We start from the raw sequence: 25410 nt of genomic DNA, 5'->3' as shown, positions 1-25410 counted from the left end.
GGCGACGCTGTGCTAACGTTGCGAAAATTGTCGGAATATTGCTCCAATGATCGCCGGTGCCCCTCGCGGCCTCCGCGCGGGGCCTTGCCCGGTGCCGCGTCGCCGGTTGTCCGTGTGTCTGTTGTTCCTCGGCGCGCTCGCGCCGCGTCTGGAAGGTTGCTGAATGTTTCGGTTTCGCGATGTCTTCCGCAAGACGCCGGCCCGCCTCGTGCCACCCCTTGCTCTCGCACCGGACCGCGCGGCGTGGGATGCCTTCCTGGCCTCGCCCCCCGGTCAGGCGATCTTTCTTCTGGAACGCGAGCTTCTGCGCCAGCACGCGCGGGACAGCGAATGGACGCTGGAGGGGTATTCCCGTCCCGCCCGCCAGACGGTGGCCTTTGCCGTGGACCAGCTCTGGGGCGGGCGCGAGGAGAACGGCGTCCTTCTGCCGAACCTGCGCGAGCGGCTGGTCTGTCCGGTCACCCAGTTGAACAACCGGCAGCGTCTGATGGCGTCGCTGATCGAGGAGGCGGTCGAGCAGGGGCGCGCTCCCAAGACGCTCTATTTCATGGAGGAGGTGACGCCGATCTTCGCCTGGTCGCAGGCCAATCTGCGCAATGTCGCCGCGATCCATGGCAGCGAGTATCTCGGCCCCGACTACCCGTCCGGCACGGTGATCAACGGCCTGCATCACGAAGACATCCATGCGCTGAGCTTCGCCAGCGACATGTTCGACCTCATCGTCAGCAACGAGGTGTTCGAGCACATCCCCTCGCCACCCGCGGCCTTCCGCGAGTGCCATCGCGTCCTCAAGCGCGACGGCGAGATGATCATGACCACGCCCTTCTTCCCCACCCGCGACGCCAGCATCCGCCGCGCCGATATCGGGCCGGAGGGCATCGTCCATCTGCTCCCGCCGATGTTTCACGGCAACCCGGTCTCGGAGGAGGGGTCGCTGGTGTTCTATGATTTCGGCTGGGACATTCTCGACATGGCCCGCGAGGCGGGTTTTTCCCGCAGCGTGGTGGAAATCCATCACGCCCCGGAATTCGGCCACCTCACGGTGCAACCGGTGTTCCGCTTCCGCAAATAGCGGACGCCGCCGCCGGCGCCCGCTTCCCCTTCGGCGCATCTGCCGCGTCCGCGTCCCTTGCCATTTGGCCCGCGGTATCCGATGTGACGTGCAGCCGTTCGCTGAGTGGGAGACCGGGCGCCTTGCTGCGTGCCTTCGACATCGCCTGGGATGCCTTCTGGCGCTTCGTCGAGGACGATGGCTGGGCGATCGCGAGTCATATCGCGCTGTCGGCGCTGATGTCGCTGTTTCCGTTCCTGATTTTCGTCACCGCGCTGGCGGCGTTCTTCGATTTCAAGAATCTCGCCGACGAGACCGTGCAATTGCTGCTGGAGGCCTGGCCCTCGGCGGTCGCCGCGCCGATCGGCCGCGAGATCCAGAACGTGCTGACCCAGGTGCGCACCGATGTGCTGACCATCGGTGTGGTGCTGGCGATCTATTTCTCGTCGAACGGCATCGAGAGCCTGCGCATCGGCCTCAACCGCGCCTATGGCGTGCGCGAGCAGCGCAGCTGGTACTGGCTGCGCCTCGAATCGATCGGCTATGTGGTGGTCGGCGCGGCCGGCCTGCTCGCTTTGTCCTTCCTCGTCGTGCTCGGCCCGGTACTGTGGTTGACCGCCGTGCGCTGGGTGCCGGCGCTGACGCCGTTCGGCTGGGTGATCACGTTTCTGCGCTATGCCGCGACCTCCGGCATCCTGATCGTCGCGCTGGTGGTGGCGCATATGTGGCTGCCGGCCGGCAAGCGGAGCCTTGCCGATGTCGCGCCGGGCATTCTCGTCACGCTGGGCCTGTGGCTGGCGGCGGGCGCCGCCTTCGGCCGCTATCTCGCGGAATTCGCCAATAACTACGTCACCACCTATGCCGGCCTCGCCTCGGTGATGATCGCGCTGGTGTTCCTCTACACCACCGCCTCGATCTTCGTGTATGGCGGCGAACTGAACGCCGCCATCCGCCGCGCCCGGGAGGGCCGACTCTAATTGGGCCGGCTCTGATCGGGCCTCCCGCGCCTCGGGAACCGAAGCCTTCTCCCCTCGCTTGACCTTGCTCAAGGCGCGCGGCGTCCGGTCGTGCGCCGAATGGTCCGGTAGAGTTCAAGGAGGCGTGCCATGAGCACCAGCTATGACAAGATCAGGATCGAGGCCGGCGCATGGGTTGTGGTCTGCGACGGGCGAAAGGCGCTGATCCTGTGCAACAAGGGCGATGCCCCCTTCCCCAATCTGCGCACCCATGAGGTGCATGAGCAGGACAACCCGCCGACCCGCGAGCAGGGCACGGATACGCCCGGCCGCGTCCACCAGTCCTCCGGCACGGCCCGTTCCTCGGTCGAGGTGACCGACTGGCAGGATGAGGGCGAGCGCGATTTCCTGCGGGTGGTGGCGCAGCGCCTCGACAAGGCGGTGACCGCCGGCGAGGTGAGCGCGCTGATCATCGTCGCGGCGCCGCGCGCGCTGGGCATGATCCGGCCGTTCTATTCCCGCGCGGTGACGGACGCGCTCGCCGGCGAGGTCGACCGCGACATGGTCAAACTGCCGGTCTACGAGATCGAGAAGCATCTGGCCGCCTGAGCCGGGACGCTCCGACGCCAAACCGCACCCCATGCCGGTGCCGCCGCGCGCGGCGGCGCCGGCCGGGCGGTGGGGATTTCCCCACCCCACTCATCCCATCGCGGGCATCGCGCGTAAGAAGGCGCTAAGCTTGAGAAGGCGCTAAGCTGGCGCCGGGGCGCGGGAATCAGCGCCGGGCGAAACAGCGCGAGGGGTGCAATCGATGAAGACCCTGTCCTTCTTCCGCCTGGTGGTGGCGGTGGGCCTGTGCCTTGGCGTCGGCGCGCTCGGCTCGCTGGTCACCACGCCGCAGATCCCCACCTGGTATGCCGGCCTCGTCAAGCCGTCCTGGAACCCGCCCAACTGGGCCTTCCCGATCGCCTGGACCACGCTCTATGTGCTGATGGCGGTGGCGCTGTGGCGGCTGTGGCAGCTTCACGCGCCTTCGCCGGAGCGGCGCCGAGCCATTGTCCTGTGGGGCCTGCAACTGGCGCTGAACGCGCTGTGGTCGCCGGTGTTCTTCGGCATGGAGGCGCCCGGCGCGGCGCTTGTCGTGGTCGTCGCGCTGTGGCTGGCCATCGCCGCCTCCATCTGGGCGGCCGCGCGCATCGACCGCATCGCCGCCTGGCTGCTGGCCCCGTACATCGCCTGGGTGACCTATGCGACGACGCTCAACGCGGCCATCGTGGCGCTGAACTGACCGCCGGCGCGCCGGACATCTTGACCCTCTATCCCGGCCCCTCGATCCCGGCGACCCGGAGACGCCCCATGGACCTTCTGTTCATCGCCAAGTTCCTCATCCTGCCGGTCGCGCTGGGCGCGGTGGCGGTGGTGCTGATCCTCGGTCTCGCCAACATGGCGCGCGGCGGCTCGCCGCAACGTTCGCAGAAACTGATGCAGTGGCGCGTGCTGCTGCAGGCGGTCGCCCTGTGCTTCGTGCTGGCGACCATCCTCCTCATGAGCCAGAGCTAAGGGAGACCGGCGCCATGGTCGTTCTCAACCGCATCTACACCCGCACCGGCGATGACGGCACCACCGCGCTCGGCACCGGCGAGCGCCGGCCGAAATATGATCTGCGGGTGACCGCCTATGGCACGGTGGACGAGACCAATGCGACGCTTGGCGTGGTCCGCCTGCACACCGGCCCGGACAGCGCCTTTGCCGATTTCGACGCCGTGCTCGCCCGCATCCAGAACGATCTGTTCGACCTCGGTGCCGATCTCGCCACCCCCGATGATGGGGTGGACCGCGGCTGGGAGGCGCTGCGCATCGTCGGTTCGCAGGTCGACAGGCTGGAGCGCGATATCGACCTGCTGAACGCGCCGCTGAAACCCCTGCGCTCCTTCGTGCTGCCGGCCGGCACGCCCGCCGCGGCCCATCTTCATGTCGCCCGCACCGTCTGCCGGCGCGCCGAGCGGCTCGTGGTCGAGCTCTCGCAGATGCCCGGCGAGATCGTCTCGGAAGCGGCGGTGCGCTATCTCAACCGGCTCTCGGACCTGCTGTTTGTCATGAGCCGCGCTGCCAATGACCGGGCCAGCGGCGACGTGCTCTGGGTGCCGGCGGCCGGCCGGGAGGGGTGAGGGGGCGATGACCGGGACGCCGCGTCTGTTCGGGGCGACCTACAGCGTCTATGTGCGGATCGCGCGGCTGGCGCTGGCCGAAAAGGGCGTGGCTCATGAACTCGTGCCGGTCGACCCCTTCGCTCCCGGCGGACCGTCGCCCGATTATCTCCGGCGCCAGCCCTTCGGGCGCATTCCGGCCTTCGAGCATGAGGATTTCCGGCTCTATGAGACCGGCGCCATTACCCGCTATGTCGACGAGGCCTTTGCCGGCCCCCCGCTCCAGCCGGCGGGGCCGCGCGAGCGGGCGCGGTGCAACCAGATCATCGGCCTTGCCGATGCCTATGCCTATCGCGCCCTGGTCTGGGGGGTCTATGTCGAGCAGGTCGAGAAGCCGGCGCGCGGCGAGAGCACCAACGACGCCGCGCTGGCGACGGCCGTCGCGCAGGCGTCCACCTGCCTCGCCGCCCTTACCGATCTGATGGGCGAGGGGCCATGGCTCGCCGGCCCGCATCTGTCGCTGGCCGATCTTCATCTCGCGCCGATGGTCGCCTATTTCCGCCTCGCCCCGCAGGGGGCGGCGATGATGGACCGGTTTCCCGCTCTCGCCGCGTGGTGGTCGCGCATGGCCGCGCGCCCATCCATGGCGCTCACCCGCTTCGACGCCGAGCCGGTCCCCGCGTCCTGATGGCGTTAAAGATGGCGTCGAAGTGATGGCCTCCCGCGCCGCAACGCGGCATTGTGGTTCCGCGCTTCCGCCCGCCCATCCCGCGAATCATCGCCCGAGCCGCCACCCCACGCCATGCTGCTGCCGATCAATGACGACAACCCGCTGGAAGGCATCACCCACGCCTATGTCACCTGGGCGCTGATCGCCGCCAATGTCGTCGTCTTCCTGCTGGTGCAGCACGGCTACCGGCCGGAGATCGACATCGCCAGCGCCTTCGGTTACGGCGCCATTCCCGCCGTCGTCACCCATGCCGCCGTGCTGCCGGACGAGTATGTCCGCCTGCCGCCGGAGCTGACGCTGGTCTCCTACATGTTCCTGCATGGCGGCTGGCTGCACCTCATCGGCAACATGGCCTTCCTCTGGGTGTTCGGCGACAATGTGGAGGACGCGCTCGGCCATGCCCGCTTCCTCGCCTTCTATCTGCTGTGCGGCATCGCCGGGGGGCTCGCCCATGCGCTCGCCGTGCCGGCCTCTCCGGCGCCGCTGATCGGCGCCTCGGCGGGGGTGTCGGGGCTGGTCGGCGCCTATCTCATGCTGCACCCGAATGTGCGGATCTGGGTGCTGGTGTTCCTGCGCATTCCGCTGCGCATTCCCGCCATCTGGCCGCTCGGCGCGTGGATCGGCTTCCAGCTCTGGAACCTCGTCACCTCGGGCGACGAGGAGACCGCCTGGTGGGCGCATATGGGCGGGCTGCTGGCCGGCGCCGTGCTCATCATCGTCATGCGCCGCAAGGGTGTCCCGCTCTGGGTGCTGACCCGCAACGGCACGCCGGACGGGCGCCCGCCGGTCTAGGCTCGAGCGCGGCCCGGCGCGCCCTTTCTCCACGTTGACACGCCTCTGGCGGGTCCATAGTTTCGCCCGGCTTTCCGCGGGCTGATGCCGCGCCGGGTCGATTCCCCTTTACCTCCCGGTCCCGCTGCGTCGCCTTCCCCCAATGCGGCTGCCGGTGGCGGGGTATGTCCCGCCGGGCGGGAGATATGTGATGAAGATCCTTGTGCCCGTGAAGCGGGTGGTCGACTACAACGTCAAGATCCGCGTCAAGGCGGACGGCACCGGGGTCGAACTCGCCAACATCAAGATGTCGATGAACCCGTTCGACGAGATCGCCGTCGAGGAGGCGCTGCGCCTCAAGGAAGCCGGCAAGGCGACCGAGGTGATCGCCGTCTCGATCGGCCCGGTGAAGACCGACGAGACCATCCGCACCGCGCTCGCCATGGGCGCCGATCGCGGCATCTGGGTGAAGACCGAGGAGGCCGGCATCGAGCCGCTGGCGGTCGCCAAGATCCTCAAGGCCATCGTCGCGGAGGAGGCCCCCGGCCTCGTCATTCTCGGCAAGCAGGCGATCGACGACGATTGCAACCAGACCGGCCAGATGCTCGCCGCCTTGCTCGGCTGGGCGCAGGCGACCTTCGCCTCGAAGGTCGCGCTCGGTGACGGCACGGTGGAGGTGACCCGCGAGATCGACGGCGGCCTCCAGACGCTGAGCCTCGACCTGCCGGCGGTGCTGACCACCGATCTGCGGCTCAACGAGCCGCGCTATGCCAGCCTGCCCAACATCATGAAGGCGAAGAAGAAGCCGATCACCGAGCGCGGCGCGGCGGAATGGGGCGTTGACCTCACCCCGCGCCTTCAGGTGCTCGCCACTACCGAGCCGACCGGCCGCACCGCCGGCATCAAGGTCTCCTCGGCCGCCGAACTCGTCGGCCATCTCAAGACGGCGGGAGTGCTCTGACCATGGCCGCGACCCTTCTTCTGGCCGAGCATGACGATGCCAGCCTCAACCCCGTCACCGCCCGCGCCTTGACCGCCGCGCTGGCGCTCGGCGCGCCTGTCCATGTGCTGGTGGTCGGCGCCGGCTGCGCCGCTGCCGCCGAGGCCGCCGCCAAGCTCGACGGCGTGGCCGAGGTGCTGGTCGCCGACGCGCCTTCTTACGCCCACCGCCTCGCCGAGCCGGTGAGCGCGCTGCTGGTGGCGCTCGCCGGGGATTACGGCGCGGTGATCGCCCCCTCCACCGCCTTCGGCAAGAGCGTGCTGCCGCGCTTTGCCGCGCTGATCGACGTGATGCAGGTCTCCGACGTCATCGCCGTCATCAGCCCCGACACGTTCGACCGGCCGATCTATGCCGGCAACGCGATCCAGCGCGTGCGCGCCACGGACGCGACCAAGGTGCTGAGCATCCGCACCGCGTCCTTCGCCCCGGCGGGCGAGGGCGGCGCCGCGCCCATCCGCGCCGTCGCTTTGGCCGAGACCGCCGCGCCGGCCCGCTTCCTCGGTGAGGAAGTCGCCCACAGCGCCCGGCCGGAACTCACGGCGGCCCGCGCCATCGTCTCCGGCGGGCGCGCGGTCGGTTCGGCGGAGAATTTCCACGCCCTGATCGAGCCGCTGGCGGACAGCCTCAGCGCGGCGGTCGGCGCCTCGCGCGCGGCGGTCGATGCCGGCTATGCGCCCAATGACTGGCAGGTCGGCCAGACCGGCAAGGTGGTGGCGCCCGAGCTTTATGTCGCGGTCGGCATTTCCGGCGCCATCCAGCATCTCGCCGGCATGAAGGATTCGAAGGTCATCGTCGCCATCAACAAGGACGAGGACGCGCCGATCTTCCAGGTGGCGGATTACGGGCTGGTGGGCGACCTGTTCCAGATCGTGCCGGAGCTCACCGCCGAAATAGCTAAGGCAAAAGCCTGACGGGCCACTATACTGGATCCAAAGGGCAGGGCGGACAGGACGGATCATGGCTTTCGAGATCAAGCGCATCGGCATCATCGGCGCGGGGCAGATGGGCAACGGCATCGCGCATGTCTGCGCGCTGGCCGGCTATGACGTCGTGCTGAACGACCTCGAAAGCGACCGCATCAAGTCGAGCCTCGCCACCATCAATGGCAACATGGCCCGTCAGGTCTCCAAGGGCCTGTATTCCGACGAGGACCGCCAGTCCGCGCTCGGCCGCATCCACGGCACCGATCAGACGGCGGACCTTTCCGAGGTCGACCTCGTCATCGAGGCCGCCGTGGAAAAAGAGGAGATCAAGCGCAAGATCTTCTCCTCGGTCTGCCCCTATCTGAAGCCCGAGGCGATCCTCGCCACCAACACCTCGTCCATCTCCATCACCCGGCTCGCCGCCTCGACCGACCGGCCGGAGCGTTTCATCGGCATTCACTTCATGAATCCGGTGCCGCTGATGCAGCTGGTCGAGCTGGTGCGCGGCATCGCCACCGAGGACGAGACCTTCGAACTGTCGAAGACCTTCGTTACCCGGCTCGGCAAGACCTATGCGGTGGCGGAGGATTTCCCCGCCTTCATGGTCAACCGCATCCTGCTGCCGATGATCAACGAGGCGATCTACACGCTCTATGAGGGCGTGGGCTCGGTCGACGCCATCGACACCGCCATGCGCCTCGGGGCCAACCACCCGATGGGCCCGCTCCAGCTCGCCGATTTCATCGGGCTGGATACGTGCCTGTCGATCATGCAGGTGCTGCATGAGGGTCTGGCGGACTCGAAGTACCGCCCGTGCCCGCTGCTGGTGAAATATGTCGAAGCCGGCTGGCTGGGCCGCAAGACCCAGCGCGGCTTCTACGACTACCGCGGCGAAAAGCCGGTGCCGACCCGTTAGAGGCGGGGCACGCCGGCACGCTGAGACGGTATGTCGGGGGCCGTTCGGGGCCTGACCGATGACGCCGCCGCCCTCGCACCGTACCCCTCGCGCCGTCATGGCCGGGCTTGACCCGGCCATCCACGTCTTTCCGACGGATGGACGTTGCCTTGTCACGCGCCGCTGTCGGCCCGCAAGGCATGGATGCCCGGGCTGATCCCCGGATCAAGTCCGGGGACGGGCATGACGTGGCGACAGACGGCGAGCGATCCCGGATCGACCTTCGGCCGTCCGGGATGACGGTGGTGGCTGACGGCGCCGGCTGACGGAACGCGCTTTCACCCCTCGCGCCGTCATGGCCGGGCTTGACCCGGCCATCCACGTCTTTCCGACGGATGGACGTTGCCTTGTCACGCGCCGCTGTCGGCCCGCAAGGCATAGATGCCCGGGTCAAGCCCGGGCATGACGTGGTGTGGGGCGGATCTGCCGCGCGTGGCTAAGACCTTGCCATCCCCCGCACCCAGCGCCACGGGCGCCCGTCAATCGCCGCCAGCCCCAGCGCGATGATGGCGAAGCCGGCGAATTCGCGGGGTTCCAGCGCCTCGCCGAGCACCAGAGCGCCGAGCAGGATCGCGCTCACCGGCACCAGGAAGGTGACCAGCGAGATGTTGGTCGCCCCGTTCCGCGCGAGGATGCGGAAATACAGGATGTAGGCGATGCCGGTGGAGAGCACGCCGAGCCCGGCCAGCGCGCCGGCCACCTTGAGCGAGGGCACCGGCAGCTGCCAGGGCGCATCCAGCACGGCGATGACCGGCAGCAGGATCAGGCTGGAGAAGGCGAGCTGCGTCATCGCCACGGCGAGCGGCGGCAAGGCGCGGAAGCGGCGGCCATAGACGCTGGCGAAGCCGTAGGAGATGGTCGCGCCGATGGCGGCGAGCTGGGCGGCGAGGTTGTGCCCGCCGAGCTGGCCGAGCAGCGCCGGGCCCATCATCACCGCCACCCCGGCAAAGCCGAGGCTGACGCCCACCAGCTTGCCGGCGGTGAATTTCTCGTCCCGCGTGAAGGCCTGCGCCACCAGCACGGTAAACAGCGGCGTCGCGGCGTTGAGGATCGAGGACAGGCCGCTGGGAATATGCTGCTGCGACCAGGCGATCAGCCCGAACGGGATGATGTTGGCGATCACCGCCAGCACCGCGAAATCGAACAGCAGCCGCCGCGTCAGCGGCAGCCGCACCCCGGCGAGCCGGGCGATGACATAGAGCGCCCCGGCGCCGATGGTCACCCGCGCGAACACCATGGTGAGCGGCGGGATCTCGGCGATGGCGATCTTGCCGAAGAAGAAGGAGCCGCCCCAGATCAGCGAGAGCAGGATCAGCGCGCCCCAGTCGCCGCCGGCCATCGGCAGCGGGCCGGCGGGAGCCGGGCGAGGGGCCGCGAGCCCGTCAGTGGGGGCGGGCTCGGGACGGGACATCGGGCAGGCTCCTGCAACGCGCGGGCGCCGGGCGCCCTCTGACGACGCGCGCTCCTACTCCATCGCCCGGCCCCGCGCCACCCGGATTCGCCGGGTCGGTGCGGGGGTATGGCGTCCGGTTAAGGGGCGGCGGGCTGGGCGGCAGCGGGCGGCGCGGCGGGTGTCTCGCCCAGCGCGGCGCGGATCAGCGCCAGCGCGTCCGCCCCCGCCCATTCCGCCGGGCCGGCGATATGGCCGATCTCGCAGCCATCCGCGTCGATCAGCATGGTGGTCGGCAGGCCGAAGCCGCGCCCGACCGCGCGCAGTTCCTGAAAGGCCTTCGCCTTGGGATCGGTGTAGAGCGCGAGACGCTTGATGCCGGTCTCCTCCATGAAGCGTTTCGGCTTCTCGGTATCGCGCGTGTCGATATTGATGGCGACCACGCTGAAGCCGGGAGTGCCGGTATTTCCCAGCGTGGCCTGGAGCTCGTCGAGCGCCGGCATCTCCTCCCGGCAGGGCACGCACCAGGTCGCCCAGATGTTGACCAGCTTCAGCCCGGAGCCGCCGACCTCCTTGAGCGTCAGCGGCGTGCCGTCCGGGCCGAGAAAGGCGAGGTCGGGAATGCGGGTCGGCTTCAGGGTCGGGGCGAAGGCGGCGAGCTCCCCCTTGGCGAGGTCGGCGAGGCGCCGCCCGGTCTCGCTCGCGGCGCGGCAGGCGCTGGCGTCGCCGGACGCACTGGCCTGATCGTCCGCCTGACTGGCCTCACCGGTCGCCCCATTGCCAGCGTTTTCGCCCGCCGACAGGGGCACGCTCGCAACGACGTTGCGCGGATCGCCCCCAATCCCGTATACGCCTGCCAGCCCGGCCGCGGCGCCGAGCCCAAGGGCGGCCGCCACGATCAGGGCAAAGCGGCCCTTCGGGCGCGCCGCAGCCGTCATTTTCCGGCCCGTCGCCGTCTCGGGTCGTTCGGTCATGACCGTCCTCGCGGAGAAAAGGTGAGCATGAGCAACAAGATGTGGGGCGGCCGCTTCGAGACGGGGCCGGACGCGATCATGGAGGAAATAAACGTCTCCATCGGTTTCGACCAGCGCCTCTATGCGCAGGACATTGCCGGCTCGAAGGCCCATGCCTCGATGCTGGCGGCCAAAGGCATCATCGACAAGGCAGATGCCGAAAAGATCGCGGCGGGTCTAGACACGATCCTGTCAGAGATCGAGGGCGGCCAGTTCACCTTCCAGCGGGCGCTGGAGGACATCCATATGAATGTGGAGTCCCGCCTCGCCCAGCTCATCGGCGCATCCGCCGGCCGCCTGCACACCGCGCGCTCCCGCAACGACCAGGTGGCGACCGATTTCCGGCTCTATGTGCGCGACACGCTGGACACCCTCGATGCGCAGATTCGTGATCTGCAGAAGGCACTTACCGAAAAGGCGTTGCACTATTCCGGCACCGTGATGCCGGGCTTCACGCATTTGCAGACCGCCCAGCCGGTGACCTTCGGCCACCATCTGATGGCCTATGTCGAGATGCTCGGGCGCGACCGCGGCCGGCTGCGCGATGCCCGCGCGCGGCTCAACGAATGCCCGCTCGGCGCCGCCGCGCTGGCCGGCACGTCGTTTCCGATCGATCGTTTCGCGACCGCAACGGCCCTTGGATTCGACCGGCCCACGGCCAATTCGCTGGATTCGGTCTCGGACCGCGACTTCGTGCTGGAGACGCTGGCGGCGGCCTCGATCTGCGCCATGCACCTCTCCCGCTTCGCCGAGGAGATCGTGATCTGGACCTCGCCGCTGGTTGGCCTGATCAAGCTGTCGGACCGCTTCACCACCGGCTCGTCCATCATGCCGCAGAAGCGCAACCCCGACGCGGCGGAGCTGGTGCGCGCCAAGATCGGGCGAATCGCGGGTGCTTTCAATGGCTTGCTGATGGTGATGAAGGGTCTCGCGCTGGCCTATGCCAAGGACATGCAGGAGGACAAGGAAGGCGCGTTCGATGCCTTCTCGACCCTCTCGCTGATGATCGCGGCAACCGCCGGCATGGTCCGCGACATGGTGCCGAACGAGAAGAAGATGAAGGAGGCGGCGGGCCAGGGCTATTCCACCGCCACGGATCTCGCCGACTGGCTGGTCCGCGTGCTCGGCCTGCCGTTCCGCGAGGCGCATCACGTCACCGGCCGGATCGTCGGCTTGGCGAGCGACCGGGAAATCCCCCTGCACAAGCTGAAACTTGAGGAAATGCAGGGTGTTGAGCCGCGCATCACCAAGGAGGTGTTCGGCGTGCTCTCGGTCTCCAAGTCGGTGGCGAGCCGCGTTTCCTATGGCGGTACGGCGCCGAAGAATGTGCGGGCGCAGGCCAAGCGTTGGCTCAAGCAACTGGCCAAGGAAGGCTGAACCTGATGGCTGACGAGGGCATCCCGACCGGGACCACGCCGCTGCGCAAGATGCACCCGGCGCTGAAATTCGCGCTGGAGATGGGCCCGCTGGTGGTCTTCTTCGTCGCCAATGGCCGCGCCGGCATCTATGTCGCCACCGGCGCCTTCATGGTCGCGACCTTCGCGGCGCTGCTGGTCATGTGGATCATCGCCCGCAAGATTGCGGTGATGCCGCTGGTCTCGGCCGCGGTGGTGCTGGTGTTCGGCACGCTGACGCTCTGGCTGCAGGACGATCACTTCATCAAGATGAAGCCGACCATCGTGAACGCACTGTTCGGCGGTCTTCTGCTCGGCGGCCTCGCCCTGCGCAAACCGCTGCTGCCCTATGTGCTCGGTGATGTCTTCACCCTGACGGATGAGGGCTGGCACAAGCTGACCATACGCTGGGGCGTGTTCTTCCTGGTCATGGCGGTGCTGAACGAGGTGGTCTGGCGGTCGGTCTCGACCGACAGCTGGGTCGCCTTCAAGACCTTCGGCTATCTGCCGTTGACGCTGGTCTTCGCGATGGCGCAGGTGCCGCTGATGACGCGCCACGCGGTCGAGCCCGACACGCCCGCCGGCAAGTAAGGTGCGCGATGGGCGGGGCATTACCCCGCCCGCGCCATCTGGTGCTCAGGGGCAGGGATTGCCGCGAAGCTGGTGCACGGCGTCGACCTTGGCTTCCAGTTCCGCCGTGAACGGCACGTTGATCGCGTCGATGTCGGCGACCAGCTGCTCCATCGTGGTCGCGCCGATGATGACCGAGGCCATGAAGTCGCGCGACAGGCAGAAGGCGATGGCGAGCTGGGCCGGGTCGATCCCTGCCTCGCGGGCAATCGCCAGATAATCCTCGATCGCCTCTTCCGCGCCCGGCGTCTGGTAGCGTTGCCCCCGGTTGAACAACGTCGTGCGGGCGCCGGCGGGGCGGGCACCGTTCTGGTACTTGCCGGTGAGATAGCCCTGTCCGAGCGGGGAATAGGCCAGCAGCCCGATATCCTCGCGCAGGCTGATCTCGGCAAGCGCCGTCTCATAGGTGCGGTTGAGCAGGTTGTAGGCGTTCTGGATCGAGGCGACACGCGGCCCGCCGGTGCGTTCGGCTTCCATGAGGAAGCTCATCGTGCCCCAGGCGCTGTCGTTGGAGAGGCCTACATGGCGGATCTTGCCCTCCTTCACCAACTCATCAAAGGCGGCCAGCGTCTCGGCGATCGGGGTTTCCTCGCCGGGCGTGGCGGCCCAGCGGGTGGGATTGGCACCCCATTGCATCGGGCGGCCCGGCCAGTGCAGCTGGTAGAGATCGATATAGTCGGTCTGCAGCCGGGTCAGGCTGCCCTCGACCGCTTCGCGGATCTGGCTGCGGGTCGGGCGGCCGGGTGAGCCATCCTTGCGGAACCAGGTCATCTCGCTGAGGCCGATCACCTTGGAGGCGAGGATGATCTTGTCGCGGTTGCCGCGCGCCTTGAACCAGCTGCCGATGATGCGCTCGGTCGAGCCCTGCGTGTCCGGCTTGGGCGGGATCGAGTAAAGCTCGGCGGTATCGAAGAAATTGATGCCGCGGTCGAGGGCGTAATCCATCTGCGCGTGGCCTTCGGCCTCGGTGTTCTGCTCACCATAGGTCATGGTGCCCAGGCAAATGGCGCTGACCTCGAGGCCGGTGCGGCCGAGCGGGCGGTACTGCATGGCAATGTCCGGGATTCATCAGGATAGGGGTAGGCGATGATAGGAGCCCCATTCCGACGGTACAAGCTGCCGCAGCGTCCGCTTCAGGACGCCACCTGCCATCCGGTAACCGTGTCGATCCCCCAGAAGCGGGCGGCCTCCGGCGGCAGTCGCTGAAGGGCTTGCGCGAATGCCGCCTCGTCAACATGGCGCCGCAGCGCCGCGCCGATCTGCACCACCGCCCGCTCGGTGGCGAGGTTGTGATGCGGGCGCAGGGACTTGACGTCCCGTAGCACCTCCTCCGGCGCCCAACAGACGGGGGCCGCCTCTTCTGGCCGCCAGTTCTCGATGAACAGCGCACCTAACAACGGTGGCAAGGCGGCGGCAAAGGCGAGCACCTCCTCCGGGGTGAGGCGCCGGCGGAAGGCCCGGAACACGGCGTCGACCACCGTATAGGCCTGATGCCGGCTCGACAGATGCGCTTCATCGGCCACATCCGCGAGGAAGGCATCGAGATCCTGGCTGGCGCGGCGATAGGCCATCGGCACCGTCATGGGGCGCGGCTCTCCTTGATGCCGGCGAGGAAGGTTTCCACCGCTGGCAGGATACGCTCGACAATCACATCGACGCCCGCCGTCGTCGGGTGCACGCCGTCCGGCTGGTTCAGCTTGCCCTGTCCGGCCACGCCGTCGAGGAAGAACGGATAGAGCGGCACGCCGTATTTCGCCGCGAGGCGCGGATAGATGGCGTTGAAGCGGACGCCATAATCGCCACCGAGATTGGGCGGGGCGACCATGCCGGCGAGCAGCGCGGGGATGCCGCGCTCCTTCAGCCGGGCGAGCATGGCGTCGAGCGATTTCTCGGTGATGGCCGGATCGAGGCCGCGCAGCGCGTCATTGGCCCCGAGTTCGAGGATCACGCCCTGCGTCCCATCGGGGATCGACCAGTCGAGCCGAGCAAGGCCGGCGGTCGTGGTGTCGCCGGAGACGCCGGCATTTTCAATCACCACATCGTGACCCCTGGCCGTCAGGGCCGCCTGAAGTTTGGCAGGAAAAGCCTGGTTGGCGGGGAGGCCGAGACCTGCCGTCAGGCTGTCTCCAAAGGCGACGAGGCGGACGGGTTCGGCGTGGGCCCGGCTCATATTCGTCATCAATCCCGCGAGAGCGAACAGCACTAAGCCGAGGTGAAACGTCCACCGGCTCTTTCGTGACGTAAACAGGGCGCCATATGCTGCGGAACCTACCGCACCGCAGCGCGCCAGACCGGCCCGCTTCCCGCCGAACAACGCCCAGGACCACATGCAGCCGAACTCCCAATCCATGCCCGCCATCCGCCTCGACAAGGTCGAACTCTCCCTCGGTTCCGGCGCGGCGCGCGTTCATATCCTCAAGGGTGTGTCGCTTAATATAGGGCAGGGTGAGGCGGTCGGCCTCGTAGGGCCGTCGGGATCGGGCAAATCGAGCCTGCTGATGGTGCTGGCTGGACTCGAGCAGGCCAATTCCGGCGCGGTGACGGTGGCCGGCGAGGAACTGACCCGGCTCGACGAGGACGCGCTGGCGCGCTTTCGTGGCCGCAATGTTGGCATCGTGTTTCAGGCCTTCCACCTCATCCCGACCATGACGGCGATCGAGAATGTCGCCGTGCCGCTGGAGCTTGCCGGCCGGGCCGACGCCTTCGAGCGGGCGGCGGCGGAGTTGACGGCGGTCGGGCTTGGTCACCGCCTCGACCATTATCCCTCCCAGCTTTCCGGCGGCGAGCAGCAGCGCGTCGCGGTCGCCCGTGCGCTGGCGCCCGAGCCGCGCATCCTCGTCGCCGATGAGCCGACCGGCAATCTCGACGAGACGACGGGCCGGCAGATCATGGACCTGCTGTTCGCCGCGCAGTCGCGTCGCGCCGCCACTCTGGTGATCGTGACCCACGATCTGAACCTCGCGCGCCGTTGCGACCGCACCATCCATCTGCGCTCCGGCCAGATCGAGCGGGAAAGCCTTGCCGGTGCAGCCATGACGGCTGAGGTTCCGGCATGAGCATGGCCGCTACCTCTTCCCGTGCCGAGGCCGCGCGGCCCGGCGGTCTGGGCCTGCGCGCCCGTTCCTCGCTCGCCCTGCGCTTTGCCCTGCGCGAACTGCGCGGCGGCATTCGCGGCTTCGGCGTTTTCCTGGCGTGCCTCGCGCTTGGTGTGGCGGCGATTGCCGGTGTCGGTTCCTTCTCCCGCGCGCTGACCGATGGGCTTTCGCGCGAGGGCACGACGCTGCTGGGTGGCGACGCGGCCTTCTCTCTGGTCCAGCGCGAGGCGACGCCGGACGAACTGGCGCTCATCACCGCCGGCGGCCGTGTCTCCACTGTCGCCACGCTGCGCGCCATGGCGCGGGCGGGCAGCGGCGATACGCTGAACGCCACCCTAGTCGAGGCCAAGGCGGTGGACGGCACCTACCCCATGGTCGGCGCCATGGCGCTGGAGCCGGCCCAGCCGATCGACCGCGCGCTGGCGCCGGCCGATGGTATGTTCGGCGCGGTGGCCGACCCGGCGCTCGTCGAGCGCCTCGGCCTCAAGATCGGCGATGCGTTCGCGCTCGGCGAGGCGAAGCTGGTGCTGCGCGGGCTGATCGAGCGGGAGCCGGACGCACTCTCCACCGGCATCGGCTTCGGGCCCCGGCTCATGGTGTCGCTCGACGCGCTGCGCGCCTCGCAACTGCTCCAGCCCGGCAGCCTCGTGCGCTGGCATTACCGGGTGCAGATGAGCGACCCGTCTGCGCTTACCTCCTTCGTCGACAACGTGCAGAAGGGCGCGCCGCAAGCGGGCTTCGAGGCCCGCACCCGCGATGCGGCCGCGCCCCGGCTGGAAAACAATGTCCGCCGCTTCACCGAATATCTGACCCTCGTCGGCCTGACCGCCCTGCTGGTCGGCGGCGTCGGCGTCGCCAATGCGGTGAAAAGCCATCTCGACGCCAAGCGCGGCGTCATCGCCACCTTCAAGAGCCTGGGCGCGCCGGGCGGCACGGTGTTCACCATCTATCTGGTGGAAGTCGGCCTCATCGCCGCCATCGGCATCGCCATCGGGCTGGTCGTCGGCTCGGCGCTGCCCTTCGCGGTGAACGCGGCTTTCGGCCATTTGCTTCCCATCGCCATCGTGCCGAGCCTGCAACCCGCCGCCCTGGTGCTGGCGGTGGCCTATGGCGCGCTGATCGCGCTCGCCTTCGCGCTGTGGCCGCTCGGGCTCTCCCATGATGTGCCGGTCTCCGCCCTGTTCCGCGACGAGGTGGAAGCGGGCGGTCGACGGCCGCGGCGGATCTATGCGGTGATGACGGTGCTGGCCATTGCCGCGCTGGCCATTCTTGCCGTGCTCGCCTCCGAGGAGCGGCGCATTGCGATCTATTACCTGATCGCGGCCGCCAGCGTGCTGGTGACCTTGCGCCTCGTCGGGTTCGGGATCATGGCGTTGGCCCGCCGGCTGCCGCGCCCGCGCCTGACCGAGGCCCGGCTGGCGCTCGCCAATATCCACCGGCCGGCCGCGCTGACCCCGACCATCGTGCTCTCGCTCGGGCTTGGCCTGACGCTTCTGGTGACACTCTCGCTGATCGACCGCAGCCTGACGCGCGAACTCACCTCGCGCCTGCCGGAGCAGGCGCCGAGCTTCTTCTTCCTGGACATCCAGAACACCGAGACCGACCGTTTCGCGGCCTTTCTCAAGCAGCAGGCGCCCACCGGCGCGGTGGAGATCGTCCCCATGCTGCGCGGGCGCCTGATCACGCTGGGTGACAGGCCGGCGGAGAGCATCACCCCGCCGCCGGAATTTGCCTGGGTGCTGTCCTCCGATCGCGGCATCACCTATGCCGACGCGGTGCCCGAAGGTTCGTCGCTGGTGGAAGGCGAATGGTGGCCCGCCGGTTATGCTGGGCCGCCGCTCGTCTCCTTCGAAAAGGAGATCGCCGACGCCTTCGGGCTGAAGATCGGCGACAGCGTGACGGTGAACGTGCTGGGCCGCCCGATCACCGCCCGCATCGCCAATCTCCGGCAGGTGGAATGGGAACGGCTCGCCATCAACTTCGTCATGGTGTTCTCGCCCAACACCTTCCGTGGCGCGCCGCATACTTCGCTCGCCACCCTTGCGCTGCCGGGCGGGGGCGATGCGGCCGTGGAGCGCGTCGTCTCGCGCGCCGCCGCGCGGGACTTTCCCGCCGTGACGGCGGTGCGGGTCAAGGAGGCGCTGACCCAGATCGGCGAGATCGTCGCTAATCTGCTGATGGCGATCCGGGGCGCCAGCCTCGTCACGCTGGTGGCGAGCGTGCTGGTGCTGGCCGGCGCGCTGGCGGCCGGACAGCATCACCGGGTCTATGACGCCGTCATCCTCAAGACGCTCGGCGCCACCCGCGCCCGGCTGGTTCTGGCCTATGCGCTGGAATATGCGGCGCTCGGCCTTGTGACGGCCGCCGTTGCCGTCGGCGCCGGCACGATCGCCGCCTATGTCGTCGTCACCCAGGTGATGAAGGTCGGCTTTGCCTGGTCGGCCGGCGCGGCGCTCGGGGCGGCGGCGGTTGCGCTGGTGCTGACGGTGGGCTTCGGCCTGATCGGCACCTGGCGGGCGCTCGGGCAGAAGCCGGCGCGCATCCTGCGCAATCTGTAGCAAGGCTTCGCCGTGCGGGCGCGCTAAGCCTGTCGCAAACTTAACTTGCGGCAGGCCGGGGCGGACCTCATATTCCTGCTGAACAATCCCGCCGGTTGCGACGCTGGCGGTCATGCACGGGAGAGGATCCGACTATGTCCGACTATAACCGCAACGTCTCCGTGCCGCGCTTCGGGGCGACCGCGGCGCGGACGCAGGCCGAGATCGACCAGGGCCTGCGCTCCTACATGCTGCGCGTCTACAATTACATGACGCTCGGCCTCGCCATCACCGGCGCGGCGGCGCTGGGCATCTACATGTTCGCCGTCTCCGACGTGCCGACCGCTGCCGCCATCGCGCCCAATCTCTATCTCACCGATCTCGGCGTCGCGCTGTTTCTTAGCCCGCTGCGCTGGGTGGTGATCTTCGCCCCGCTGGCCGCCATTCTGTTCCTGAACTTCCGGGTCGACCGCATGAGCGTCGGCGCGGCGCAGGGCGTGTTCTGGCTTTATGCGGCGCTGGTCGGCGTGTCGCTGTCGTCGATCTTCCTCGTCTATACCCATGATAGCATCGTGCGGGTGTTCTTCATCACCGCGGCCGCCTTCGGTGCGCTGAGCCTTTATGGCTACTCCACCTCGCGCAGCCTGTCGGCGATGGGCTCCTTCCTGGTGATGGGCCTGTTCGGCCTGATCATTGCCATGGTGGTGAACATCTTCCTCGCCTCCTCCATGCTGCAGTTCGTCATCTCGGTGGCCGGCGTGCTGATCTTCTCGGGCCTCACCGCCTGGGACACGCAGCGCATCAAGGAAATGTATTTCGCGGGTGACGACGACGTGGTGGCCGGCCGCAAGGCGATCATGGGCGCGCTCACCCTCTATCTCGACTTCATCAACCTCTTCATCATGCTGCTCCAGCTGTTCGGCAACCGGAACAGCAACTGATCGCGCCAGTGGTCCTGAACGCAAAAGCCCCGGCGTGAGCCGGGGCTTTTTTGTGGGCCCGTCAGGATCGCGGCAAGCCAGCGGTCACCAGCGCAGATTGTCTTCCAGCCAGTAGTTCACCTCGCGGAACCCCATGCCGCGATAAGGCTTGCGCAGCAGGACGACGTAGAGGCTGTCCTTGTCTTGGGTAAATGCCCTTAGCCGGTAGAAAAGCACCTCATCGGTCTCCTCGGTGGAGACGGCGTAGGTGGTGGGGCCGAGCTGGGTCCACGACATTTGCTTGATGGCCTCCACCATCGCCAAATTGTGCGCGGGAGCGGCGAGTTCGAAGGTGACGAGGAAGACGGCCATGCGGACACCCGGCTGATAATCTCTTCGGCAAATTACGATGCACGTGACATGCCAGATTACCCGCCCGGATTACCGCTGCCGAGCGGCGCCGCGTGGCCGGGCTCGTGCTCCGGTGGCGTGTGTGGAAACCTTTGTGATCACAAGGGGGAATTGTTCGTCCCGCGCGCTGGCGCTAGATAGCCTTCACCCGGCATTGTCATGAGGACGGTGGCCGGAACCGGAGGGCAAGACCCATGAACTGGGCGGACTTCAAGCGCGAGGCCAACTTCATCGATGGCGCGTGGGTGCCGGCCGATAGCGGCGCCACGATCGACGTCACCAACCCGGCGACGGGCGAGGTGATCGGTACGGTCCCGGATGCCGGCACGGTGGAGACGAAGCGCGCCATCGCCGCGGCTGACCAGGCGTTCGAGAGCTTCTCGCGAACCACGGCGGACGAGCGCGCCAAGATGCTGCGCAAGCTCCACGCCGCCATCATGGACAATCAGCGCGCGTTGGCCGAACTGCTGACTATCGAGCAGGGCAAGCCGCTTGCCGAGTCCATGGGCGAGGTCGGCATGTCCGCCGCCTATATCCTCTGGTTCTCCGAGGAAGCCCGCCGGGTCTATGGCGACACCATTCCCTCGCCCTGGGGCGAGCGGCGCATCCTCGTCACCAAGCAGCCGGTTGGCGTGGTTGCGGCGATCACCCCGTGGAACTTCCCGTCCTCGATGCTGGCGCGCAAGATCGGGCCGGCGCTGGCGACCGGCTGCACCTCGGTCGTCAAGCCTGCCACCCAGACGCCCTATTCGGCGCTCGCCTGGGGCGTGCTGGCCGAGAAGGTCGGCTATCCGGCGGGTGTCGTGAACATTCTCACCGGCTCGGCCTCGCAGATCGGCGGCGAGATGACCACGAACCCGACCGTGCGCAAGATCACCTTCACCGGCTCGACCCCGGTCGGCAAGATCCTGATGAAGCAGGCCGCCGACACGGTGAAGCGGGTGTCGATGGAACTGGGCGGCAACGCGCCCTTCCTCATCTTCGACGATGCCGATCTCAACAAGGCGGTAGAGGGCGCCATCGCCTCCAAATACCGTAATTCCGGCCAGACCTGCGTCTGCGCCAACCGCTTCTATGCCCAGGCCGGCATCTATGATGCCTTTGTCGAGAAGTTCGCTGCCGCCTCCGCCAAGCTCAAGGTCGGTTCCGGTCTTGAGGAGGGCGTGGTGCAGGGGCCGCTGATCGATGACAAGGCGGTGGCCAAGACCGAGGGCTTCGTCGCCGACGCGCTGGCCAAGGGCGGCAAGGTCGTCACCGGTGGCGGACGCCATGAACGCGGTGGCCAGTTCTTCCAGCCGACCGTGATCGCCAATGCCTCGAATGAGATGAACTTCGCCCGCGAAGAGATTTTCGGCCCCGTCGCGCCGGTGTTCCGCTTCGAGACCGAGGAAGAGGCGGTCCGCCTCGCCAACGACACCGAATTCGGCCTCGCCTGCTATTTCTACACCCGCGATCTCGGCCGCGCGTTCCGGGTCTCCGAGGCGCTGCGCTACGGGCAGGTCGGCATCAACGCCGGTGTCATCACCACGGAAGTGGCACCCTTCGGCGGCGTGAAGGAATCCGGCATCGGCCGCGAGGGTTCCAAATATGGCATCGAGGAATATCTCGACATGAAATATGTCTGCCTGAGCTTCTGACCCTCTCTTAAATGCAAAAGGGCGCGCCAGAAGCGCGCCCTTTTCGTTTGTCCCCGCCTTAATCCGCCATCAGAGACGGCAGCCCCGTCGAGAGCCACGGCACGGCCGTGAGCAGGATGAGGAACGCCACCATGCCGAAGAAGAACGGCATGTTGGCGCGGAATACATGCACCACGTCCTCGCGTGCGATCTTGGCGGAGACCAGGATCGCGATGGCGACCGGCGGGGTGATCTGGCCGATCACCACCGTCACCACGATCAGCACGCCGAAATGGACGAGGTCCACCTGCATCGCGATCAGCGAAGGCAGCAGGATCGGCATGATCATCGGAATGAGCGGGTCGAGCACCATGCCGGCGATCAGGGCGAGCAGCAGCAGAACCAGAAGCTTCAGCGTCGGCGCTTCGAAGGGGAACAGCAGCTGCAACCCGTCCGCCAGCGCGACCGGGACCTTGGCCTGTGACAGCGCCCAGCCGAGCGCTGTGGAGAAGCCGACGACGATCAGCACCTCGCCGGTCATGATCACCCCGTCCACCGTGACCTTGCGCAGCTCCGTCCAGCTGATCGAGCGGTAGACGAATTTGGACAGGATGAACGCATAGGCGAGGGCGAAGGCGCCGGCCTCGCTCGGCGTGCAGACACCCGAGAGCAGGCTGATGAGGATGAAGGCCGGCAGGCCGAGCGGCAGGATGGCCCGCTTGCCGGTGCGCAGCACCTCGCGCGGCAGGAACGGTCCGGCGGTGCCCCAGCCATGCTTGCGGGCGAGCCATGAGATGACGCCCATCATCATGCCGCCCATCAGCAGGCCCGGCACCACGCCGGCGAGGAACAGGGCGCCGAGCGAGGTTCCCGTCACCGCCGAATAGAGGATCATCGGCGAGGAGGGCGGGATCAGCACGCCGATTCCCGAGGAGGTCGCCGTCACCGCGGCCGCGAAGGGGCCGGGATAGCCGTTCTTCTTGAGGTGCGGGATGGTGACGGAGCCGGTGCCGGCGAGATCGGCCACCGAGGTGCCGATCATGCCGCCGAACAAGATGGAAGTGAGCACGTCGACATGGGCGAGGCCGCCGCGCATCCAGCCGACCAGCGCCACCGCGAAGTCGAACAGCCGCTTGGCGATGCCGCCATTGTTCATGATGCCGCCGGCCAGAATGAACAGCGGCAGGGTGACGAGGATGTAGTCGGCCACCCCGGTAAGCGTCTGCTGCGGCAAGGCGAGCACCCAGCCGCCGCTGATCCACAGGAACATCAGCACGGCGGCGATGAGCGCGAGGATGATCGGAAAGCCGATCACCACCAGCGCGCAGAGCAGGGCGAGCGAGCCGCCGGCGAGGGCCAGCATCATGGCGTCACCTCGCGGGCGAGCCGGTCGGGATCCTGCGGCATGATCGTTCGGTAGAGAAAGGCCATCGCCATTCCCAGCGCGGCGGCGAGCAACCCGCCGGACAGCCAGGATTTGGGAATGTCGAGCAGCGGGGTCGTGTCCCGCCCGAACACGCCCATGTAGCGCCACGCATACCAGGCGACGATCAGCATCATCAGGGCGCTGACGAAGCTGATCGCGCGCCCCAGCGTGCGGGCCTGCCTCGGCCGCAGCCGGCTGGTGAGAATCTCGCAGCCAACCAGCGCGCCGCGCCCGGCGGCGAGCGTCACGCCGATCGCGGCGATCCAGACCAGCAGGATGGAGACCACTTCCTCGGTCCAGGGCAGCGGGCTCGCGAAGAAATAGCGGCCGGTCGCATTGGCGAGAACGAGCAAAGCGAGCCCCGCCATCAGCACCACGCCGGCCGTCTCGACGAGCCAGGAGAGGAGGGCGAGCGCCGGTATGCGTCCTGTCCGCTCGGACAGTGCGAGGTGCGCACGGGGGAGGTTGAAGGTCATGGGCCCGTCTCCTGCGGGGCGAGGCGGCGCTCGAACAGCCGGCCATAGCCGGGGCGGGCGCCGTTGATGTCCGCCACTTCCAGGCAATGCCAGAACGAGGCCTGCACCGCCGAGATCACCGGCTTGCCGAGCGCGGTCTCCAGCGCCTCGATCACGCCACAGGAGCGGAAATTGGTGCAGGAGATGAAGATGGCGGCCGCCTCCGGGTGGTCGCAGGCGACCACATGGTCGAACACCTTCTCCAGCGGCACCTCGGCCAGCGCCCAATCCTCGTCAATGCCGAGATTGCCGCTGTTGAGAACCGGATGGCCGTTCGATTCGAGGAAGTTGATCGCCCGCTGGTGGATGGCGTCGACATAGGGTGTCGCCAGCGCCACCGGCCCGGCCTTCACCGCGGCGAGTGCCGCGAGCGAGGCAGTGGAGGCGGTAGTCGCCTTCACCCCCGGCGCCCAGCCCTCCATCCGTCCGATCAGCGCCTTGTCATAGGCGGTGCCATAGACGAAGGAGGCGCTGGTGCCGCCAAAGCACAGCACGTCGATCGGCGCGGACCCGACGAGCCGGGCGGATTGCTCCAGCTCCGGCGCGTTCATCATCTGGTCGATGCCTTCGAGCGTCACCTTCGGCAGGCGCACGCGCGTGGTGTGAACCGACAGGCCCGGCGCCGCCATGGCCGCCCATTCGGCGTCCATGACGATGCTGGAGGCGATGTAGATGAGGCCCAGCCGACCGAGCGTTCCGTAGCCGTCGTAACGGAAGCCCGCGCTGGCCTCGGCACCTGTGGGAACGCTCATTTCAGCGACGCCTCGAGCTTGGTCATGAGGTCCGGGCCGACGACCTTGGCGATCTCGCCCTTCACCGGCTCGGCGGCCTTGCGGAAGGCGGCAAGGTCCGGCGTCGTCACGGTCACGCCCTTGGCCTTGAACTCGTCGACGAGGCGCGCGTCGCTGTCGTCGGAGACCTTGCGGGTCGCGGCGGCGCCGGCCTTGGCGGCCTCCTTCACCTTGGCCTTGAGCTCGGGCGAGAGAGCGTCATAGGCCGCCCCGTTCATGGCGAGGGTGATCGGCGTGTACACGTGGTTGGTGAGCGCGATGTATTTCTGCACCTCGAAGAAGGAGAAGTCCTTGATCACCGAGAGCGGATTTTCCTGCCCGTCCAGCGCGCCCTGCTTGAGCGCCATATAGACCTCGCCGAGCGGCATGGGGGTCGGGGCGGCGCCGAGCGTCTTGAAGGCGAGGATGCGCGTCGGGCTGCCGGGGGTGCGGATTTTCAGGCCCTTGAGGTCGGCCGGCGTGTTGATCTGCTTGTTGGTGGTCGAGATGGTGCGGAAGCCGAGTTCCCCGAAGGCCAGCACTTCCAGCCCCGCCTTCTTGCGCAGGGATTCCGCCAGCAGCGCGCCGAATGCGCCGTCAAAGGCCGCGCGGGCGCTGGCCTTGTCGGCGAACAGGAAGGGCGTGTCGAGCACGGAGAAGCCCTTGTCGAGCGTCACCACGTCCGAGCCCATCGGCACGACCTGCACTTCACCGGCACGGATCAGTTCCATCAGCGCCGTCTCGTCGCCCAGCGCGCCGCCCTCGAAGAACTCGATGGTGACGTCGCTGCCGGCGGACTTGGCCAGCGCATCGCGGAAATTGGCGAGCATGATGTTCAGCGGATCGCCGCTATTGGTTTCGACCGCGAGCCGCATCTTGGTCTGCGCGAGGACCGGCGAGGCGAGGGCACTGAGGCCGAGCGCCGCTGCAACCGCGCCGATGGCGACGCGCCGCGAGAGAGAGGTGAGTGCAGGCATGTTCCCCATCCTTGCTGATGTGACGCTGAGAAAAGACAGAGCATCCTTTGCAGATGCCGTGCCAGATCAGGTTTTCAGATGCAGATGGGTTACGTAGAACTCCGTATGCTCATTCTGAAAGCAGGTAATAAGAGCAATCGCCGTTCAAATAATCAGATTAAATTACTTATTTTTATCAACTAG

The 25410-nt window shown here is 67.7% G+C and carries 27 protein-coding genes; 17 read left to right on the top strand and 10 right to left on the bottom strand.

Annotated elements, in window-relative coordinates; translation table 11 throughout:
* Positions 1–163: 163 nt before the first annotated feature.
* From KIP89_RS02965 to KIP89_RS02915, 11 genes are all read left to right on the top strand, one after another.
* A complete protein-coding gene (locus KIP89_RS02965; protein ID WP_213753913.1) occupies positions 164–1072 on the top strand; it encodes a class I SAM-dependent methyltransferase in 909 nt (302 codons plus the stop codon).
* Positions 1073–1194: 122 nt separating this feature from the next.
* The gene (locus tag KIP89_RS02960; RefSeq protein ID WP_213753912.1) at positions 1195–2028 is read left to right on the top strand and encodes a YihY/virulence factor BrkB family protein; all 834 of its coding nucleotides are present in this window, start codon (positions 1195–1197) and stop codon (positions 2026–2028) included.
* 129 nt (positions 2029–2157) lie between these two features.
* On the top strand, positions 2158–2616 hold the full coding sequence (locus KIP89_RS02955; RefSeq protein WP_213753911.1) for a baeRF12 domain-containing protein: 459 nt from the start codon (positions 2158–2160) through the stop codon (positions 2614–2616).
* A 202-nt stretch (positions 2617–2818) separates the two neighbouring features.
* The gene (locus KIP89_RS02950; RefSeq protein WP_213753910.1) at positions 2819–3295 is read left to right on the top strand and encodes a TspO/MBR family protein; all 477 of its coding nucleotides are present in this window, start codon (positions 2819–2821) and stop codon (positions 3293–3295) included.
* Between the two features lie 68 nt (positions 3296–3363).
* Positions 3364–3567, top strand: coding sequence for a twin transmembrane helix small protein (locus KIP89_RS02945; protein WP_213753909.1), 204 nt, complete (start codon positions 3364–3366; stop codon positions 3565–3567).
* A gap of 14 nt (positions 3568–3581) precedes the next feature.
* A complete protein-coding gene (locus KIP89_RS02940; RefSeq protein WP_213753908.1) occupies positions 3582–4175 on the top strand; it encodes a cob(I)yrinic acid a,c-diamide adenosyltransferase in 594 nt (197 codons plus the stop codon).
* Positions 4176–4182: 7 nt separating this feature from the next.
* Complete coding sequence (locus KIP89_RS02935; RefSeq protein WP_213753907.1) at positions 4183–4842, top strand: glutathione S-transferase family protein; 660 nt, start codon at positions 4183–4185, stop codon at positions 4840–4842.
* A 114-nt stretch (positions 4843–4956) separates the two neighbouring features.
* Positions 4957–5676 carry a rhomboid family intramembrane serine protease gene (locus KIP89_RS02930; protein ID WP_213753906.1) on the top strand — a complete coding sequence of 240 codons (720 nt, stop codon included), beginning with the start codon at positions 4957–4959 and terminating at the stop codon, positions 5674–5676.
* 190 nt (positions 5677–5866) lie between these two features.
* On the top strand, positions 5867–6616 hold the full coding sequence (locus KIP89_RS02925) for an electron transfer flavoprotein subunit beta/FixA family protein (RefSeq protein WP_213753905.1): 750 nt from the start codon (positions 5867–5869) through the stop codon (positions 6614–6616).
* 2 nt (positions 6617–6618) lie between these two features.
* On the top strand, positions 6619–7566 hold the full coding sequence (locus KIP89_RS02920) for an electron transfer flavoprotein subunit alpha/FixB family protein (protein WP_213753904.1): 948 nt from the start codon (positions 6619–6621) through the stop codon (positions 7564–7566).
* A 46-nt stretch (positions 7567–7612) separates the two neighbouring features.
* Positions 7613–8494 (top strand): 3-hydroxybutyryl-CoA dehydrogenase, encoded by an 882-nt coding sequence (locus KIP89_RS02915; RefSeq protein WP_213753903.1) that lies wholly within the window; start codon positions 7613–7615, stop codon positions 8492–8494.
* 475 nt (positions 8495–8969) lie between these two features.
* Here KIP89_RS02915 and KIP89_RS02910 read toward each other — a convergent pair whose 3' ends face one another.
* Positions 8970–9944, bottom strand: coding sequence for a DMT family transporter (locus tag KIP89_RS02910; RefSeq protein ID WP_369807032.1), 975 nt, complete (start codon positions 9942–9944; stop codon positions 8970–8972).
* A 119-nt stretch (positions 9945–10063) separates the two neighbouring features.
* Positions 10064–10897 carry a thiol:disulfide interchange protein TlpA gene (gene tlpA, locus KIP89_RS02905; protein ID WP_213753902.1) on the bottom strand — a complete coding sequence of 278 codons (834 nt, stop codon included), beginning with the start codon at positions 10895–10897 and terminating at the stop codon, positions 10064–10066.
* A 27-nt stretch (positions 10898–10924) separates the two neighbouring features.
* Here tlpA and argH point away from each other — a divergent pair, with 27 nt between their 5' ends.
* Complete coding sequence (gene argH / locus KIP89_RS02900; protein WP_213753901.1) at positions 10925–12313, top strand: argininosuccinate lyase; 1389 nt, start codon at positions 10925–10927, stop codon at positions 12311–12313.
* 5 nt (positions 12314–12318) lie between these two features.
* Positions 12319–12921, top strand: coding sequence for a septation protein A (locus KIP89_RS02895; protein ID WP_213753900.1), 603 nt, complete (start codon positions 12319–12321; stop codon positions 12919–12921).
* Positions 12922–12966: 45 nt separating this feature from the next.
* Here KIP89_RS02895 and KIP89_RS02890 read toward each other — a convergent pair whose 3' ends face one another.
* The 3 genes from KIP89_RS02890 to KIP89_RS02880 form a co-directional block, all read right to left on the bottom strand.
* Entirely contained in the window at positions 12967–14010 is a 1044-nt protein-coding gene (locus KIP89_RS02890) for an aldo/keto reductase (RefSeq protein ID WP_213753899.1), read from the bottom strand.
* Between the two features lie 83 nt (positions 14011–14093).
* Positions 14094–14543 carry a DUF2267 domain-containing protein gene (locus tag KIP89_RS02885; RefSeq protein WP_213753898.1) on the bottom strand — a complete coding sequence of 150 codons (450 nt, stop codon included), beginning with the start codon at positions 14541–14543 and terminating at the stop codon, positions 14094–14096.
* Positions 14540–15130, bottom strand: a complete 591-nt coding sequence (locus tag KIP89_RS02880; protein WP_369807031.1) for an arylesterase — start codon at positions 15128–15130, stop codon at positions 14540–14542. The genes KIP89_RS02885 and KIP89_RS02880 overlap by 4 nt, the downstream gene beginning before the upstream one ends.
* 157 nt (positions 15131–15287) lie before the next feature.
* Between KIP89_RS02880 and KIP89_RS02875 the strand changes: the two genes are divergently transcribed.
* From KIP89_RS02875 to KIP89_RS02865, 3 genes are all read left to right on the top strand, one after another.
* Positions 15288–16016 carry an ABC transporter ATP-binding protein gene (locus tag KIP89_RS02875; RefSeq protein WP_213753896.1) on the top strand — a complete coding sequence of 243 codons (729 nt, stop codon included), beginning with the start codon at positions 15288–15290 and terminating at the stop codon, positions 16014–16016.
* A 2-nt stretch (positions 16017–16018) separates the two neighbouring features.
* Complete coding sequence (locus tag KIP89_RS02870; protein ID WP_213753948.1) at positions 16019–18613, top strand: ABC transporter permease; 2595 nt, start codon at positions 16019–16021, stop codon at positions 18611–18613.
* Between the two features lie 134 nt (positions 18614–18747).
* The gene (locus KIP89_RS02865) at positions 18748–19533 is read left to right on the top strand and encodes a Bax inhibitor-1/YccA family protein (RefSeq protein WP_213753895.1); all 786 of its coding nucleotides are present in this window, start codon (positions 18748–18750) and stop codon (positions 19531–19533) included.
* An 84-nt stretch (positions 19534–19617) separates the two neighbouring features.
* Here KIP89_RS02865 and KIP89_RS02860 read toward each other — a convergent pair whose 3' ends face one another.
* Positions 19618–19884, bottom strand: coding sequence for a hypothetical protein (locus KIP89_RS02860; RefSeq protein WP_213753894.1), 267 nt, complete (start codon positions 19882–19884; stop codon positions 19618–19620).
* Positions 19885–20117: 233 nt separating this feature from the next.
* Between KIP89_RS02860 and KIP89_RS02855 the strand changes: the two genes are divergently transcribed.
* On the top strand, positions 20118–21560 hold the full coding sequence (locus KIP89_RS02855; protein WP_213753893.1) for an NAD-dependent succinate-semialdehyde dehydrogenase: 1443 nt from the start codon (positions 20118–20120) through the stop codon (positions 21558–21560).
* A gap of 58 nt (positions 21561–21618) precedes the next feature.
* On the opposite strand, the gene KIP89_RS02850 is transcribed toward KIP89_RS02855, so the two are convergent.
* The 4 genes from KIP89_RS02850 to KIP89_RS02835 are packed head-to-tail and all read right to left on the bottom strand — an operon-like array spanning position 21619 to position 25227.
* On the bottom strand, positions 21619–22905 hold the full coding sequence (locus tag KIP89_RS02850) for a TRAP transporter large permease (RefSeq protein WP_250152158.1): 1287 nt from the start codon (positions 22903–22905) through the stop codon (positions 21619–21621).
* Positions 22902–23441 carry a TRAP transporter small permease gene (locus KIP89_RS02845; protein WP_213753892.1) on the bottom strand — a complete coding sequence of 180 codons (540 nt, stop codon included), beginning with the start codon at positions 23439–23441 and terminating at the stop codon, positions 22902–22904. The genes KIP89_RS02850 and KIP89_RS02845 overlap by 4 nt, the downstream gene beginning before the upstream one ends.
* Positions 23438–24232 (bottom strand): maleate cis-trans isomerase family protein, encoded by a 795-nt coding sequence (locus KIP89_RS02840; RefSeq protein WP_213753891.1) that lies wholly within the window; start codon positions 24230–24232, stop codon positions 23438–23440. The genes KIP89_RS02845 and KIP89_RS02840 overlap by 4 nt, the downstream gene beginning before the upstream one ends.
* Positions 24229–25227: a TRAP transporter substrate-binding protein gene (locus KIP89_RS02835; protein WP_213753890.1), complete on the bottom strand. Its 999-nt coding sequence runs from the start codon at positions 25225–25227 to the stop codon at positions 24229–24231. Before KIP89_RS02835 ends, KIP89_RS02840 begins: the two co-directional genes overlap by 4 nt.
* Positions 25228–25410: the final 183 nt, after the last annotated feature.

The organism is Ancylobacter radicis, from assembly GCF_018449475.1.
In the GTDB taxonomy this organism is placed as follows: Bacteria; Pseudomonadota; Alphaproteobacteria; order Rhizobiales; family Xanthobacteraceae; genus Ancylobacter; species Ancylobacter radicis.
Note: the sequence above shows the minus strand (reverse complement) of the source record. Positions and strands in the feature narration are given on the sequence as shown.

What these genes read in the sequence shown, in the direction of transcription:
- KIP89_RS02965 (WP_213753913.1), top strand. Translation starts at nt 164, where the DNA reads ATGTTTCGGTTTCGCGATGTCTTCCGCAAGACGCCGGCCCGCCTCGTG.
- KIP89_RS02955 (WP_213753911.1), top strand. Translation starts at nt 2,158, where the DNA reads ATGAGCACCAGCTATGACAAGATCAGGATCGAGGCCGGCGCATGGGTT.
- KIP89_RS02950 (WP_213753910.1), top strand. Translation starts at nt 2,819, where the DNA reads ATGAAGACCCTGTCCTTCTTCCGCCTGGTGGTGGCGGTGGGCCTGTGC.
- KIP89_RS02945 (WP_213753909.1), top strand. Translation starts at nt 3,364, where the DNA reads ATGGACCTTCTGTTCATCGCCAAGTTCCTCATCCTGCCGGTCGCGCTG.
- KIP89_RS02940 (WP_213753908.1), top strand. Translation starts at nt 3,582, where the DNA reads ATGGTCGTTCTCAACCGCATCTACACCCGCACCGGCGATGACGGCACC.
- KIP89_RS02935 (WP_213753907.1), top strand. Translation starts at nt 4,183, where the DNA reads ATGACCGGGACGCCGCGTCTGTTCGGGGCGACCTACAGCGTCTATGTG.
- KIP89_RS02930 (WP_213753906.1), top strand. Translation starts at nt 4,957, where the DNA reads ATGCTGCTGCCGATCAATGACGACAACCCGCTGGAAGGCATCACCCAC.
- KIP89_RS02925 (WP_213753905.1), top strand. Translation starts at nt 5,867, where the DNA reads ATGAAGATCCTTGTGCCCGTGAAGCGGGTGGTCGACTACAACGTCAAG.
- KIP89_RS02920 (WP_213753904.1), top strand. Translation starts at nt 6,619, where the DNA reads ATGGCCGCGACCCTTCTTCTGGCCGAGCATGACGATGCCAGCCTCAAC.
- KIP89_RS02915 (WP_213753903.1), top strand. Translation starts at nt 7,613, where the DNA reads ATGGCTTTCGAGATCAAGCGCATCGGCATCATCGGCGCGGGGCAGATG.
- KIP89_RS02910 (WP_369807032.1), bottom strand. Translation starts at nt 9,944, where the DNA reads ATGTCCCGTCCCGAGCCCGCCCCCACTGACGGGCTCGCGGCCCCTCGC.
- tlpA (WP_213753902.1), bottom strand. Translation starts at nt 10,897, where the DNA reads ATGACCGAACGACCCGAGACGGCGACGGGCCGGAAAATGACGGCTGCG.
- argH (WP_213753901.1), top strand. Translation starts at nt 10,925, where the DNA reads ATGAGCAACAAGATGTGGGGCGGCCGCTTCGAGACGGGGCCGGACGCG.
- KIP89_RS02895 (WP_213753900.1), top strand. Translation starts at nt 12,319, where the DNA reads ATGGCTGACGAGGGCATCCCGACCGGGACCACGCCGCTGCGCAAGATG.
- KIP89_RS02890 (WP_213753899.1), bottom strand. Translation starts at nt 14,010, where the DNA reads ATGCAGTACCGCCCGCTCGGCCGCACCGGCCTCGAGGTCAGCGCCATT.
- KIP89_RS02885 (WP_213753898.1), bottom strand. Translation starts at nt 14,543, where the DNA reads ATGACGGTGCCGATGGCCTATCGCCGCGCCAGCCAGGATCTCGATGCC.
- KIP89_RS02880 (WP_369807031.1), bottom strand. Translation starts at nt 15,130, where the DNA reads ATGAGCCGGGCCCACGCCGAACCCGTCCGCCTCGTCGCCTTTGGAGAC.
- KIP89_RS02875 (WP_213753896.1), top strand. Translation starts at nt 15,288, where the DNA reads ATGCAGCCGAACTCCCAATCCATGCCCGCCATCCGCCTCGACAAGGTC.
- KIP89_RS02870 (WP_213753948.1), top strand. Translation starts at nt 16,019, where the DNA reads ATGGCCGCTACCTCTTCCCGTGCCGAGGCCGCGCGGCCCGGCGGTCTG.
- KIP89_RS02865 (WP_213753895.1), top strand. Translation starts at nt 18,748, where the DNA reads ATGTCCGACTATAACCGCAACGTCTCCGTGCCGCGCTTCGGGGCGACC.
- KIP89_RS02860 (WP_213753894.1), bottom strand. Translation starts at nt 19,884, where the DNA reads ATGGCCGTCTTCCTCGTCACCTTCGAACTCGCCGCTCCCGCGCACAAT.
- KIP89_RS02855 (WP_213753893.1), top strand. Translation starts at nt 20,118, where the DNA reads ATGAACTGGGCGGACTTCAAGCGCGAGGCCAACTTCATCGATGGCGCG.
- KIP89_RS02850 (WP_250152158.1), bottom strand. Translation starts at nt 22,905, where the DNA reads ATGATGCTGGCCCTCGCCGGCGGCTCGCTCGCCCTGCTCTGCGCGCTG.
- KIP89_RS02845 (WP_213753892.1), bottom strand. Translation starts at nt 23,441, where the DNA reads ATGACCTTCAACCTCCCCCGTGCGCACCTCGCACTGTCCGAGCGGACA.
- KIP89_RS02840 (WP_213753891.1), bottom strand. Translation starts at nt 24,232, where the DNA reads ATGAGCGTTCCCACAGGTGCCGAGGCCAGCGCGGGCTTCCGTTACGAC.
- KIP89_RS02835 (WP_213753890.1), bottom strand. Translation starts at nt 25,227, where the DNA reads ATGCCTGCACTCACCTCTCTCTCGCGGCGCGTCGCCATCGGCGCGGTT.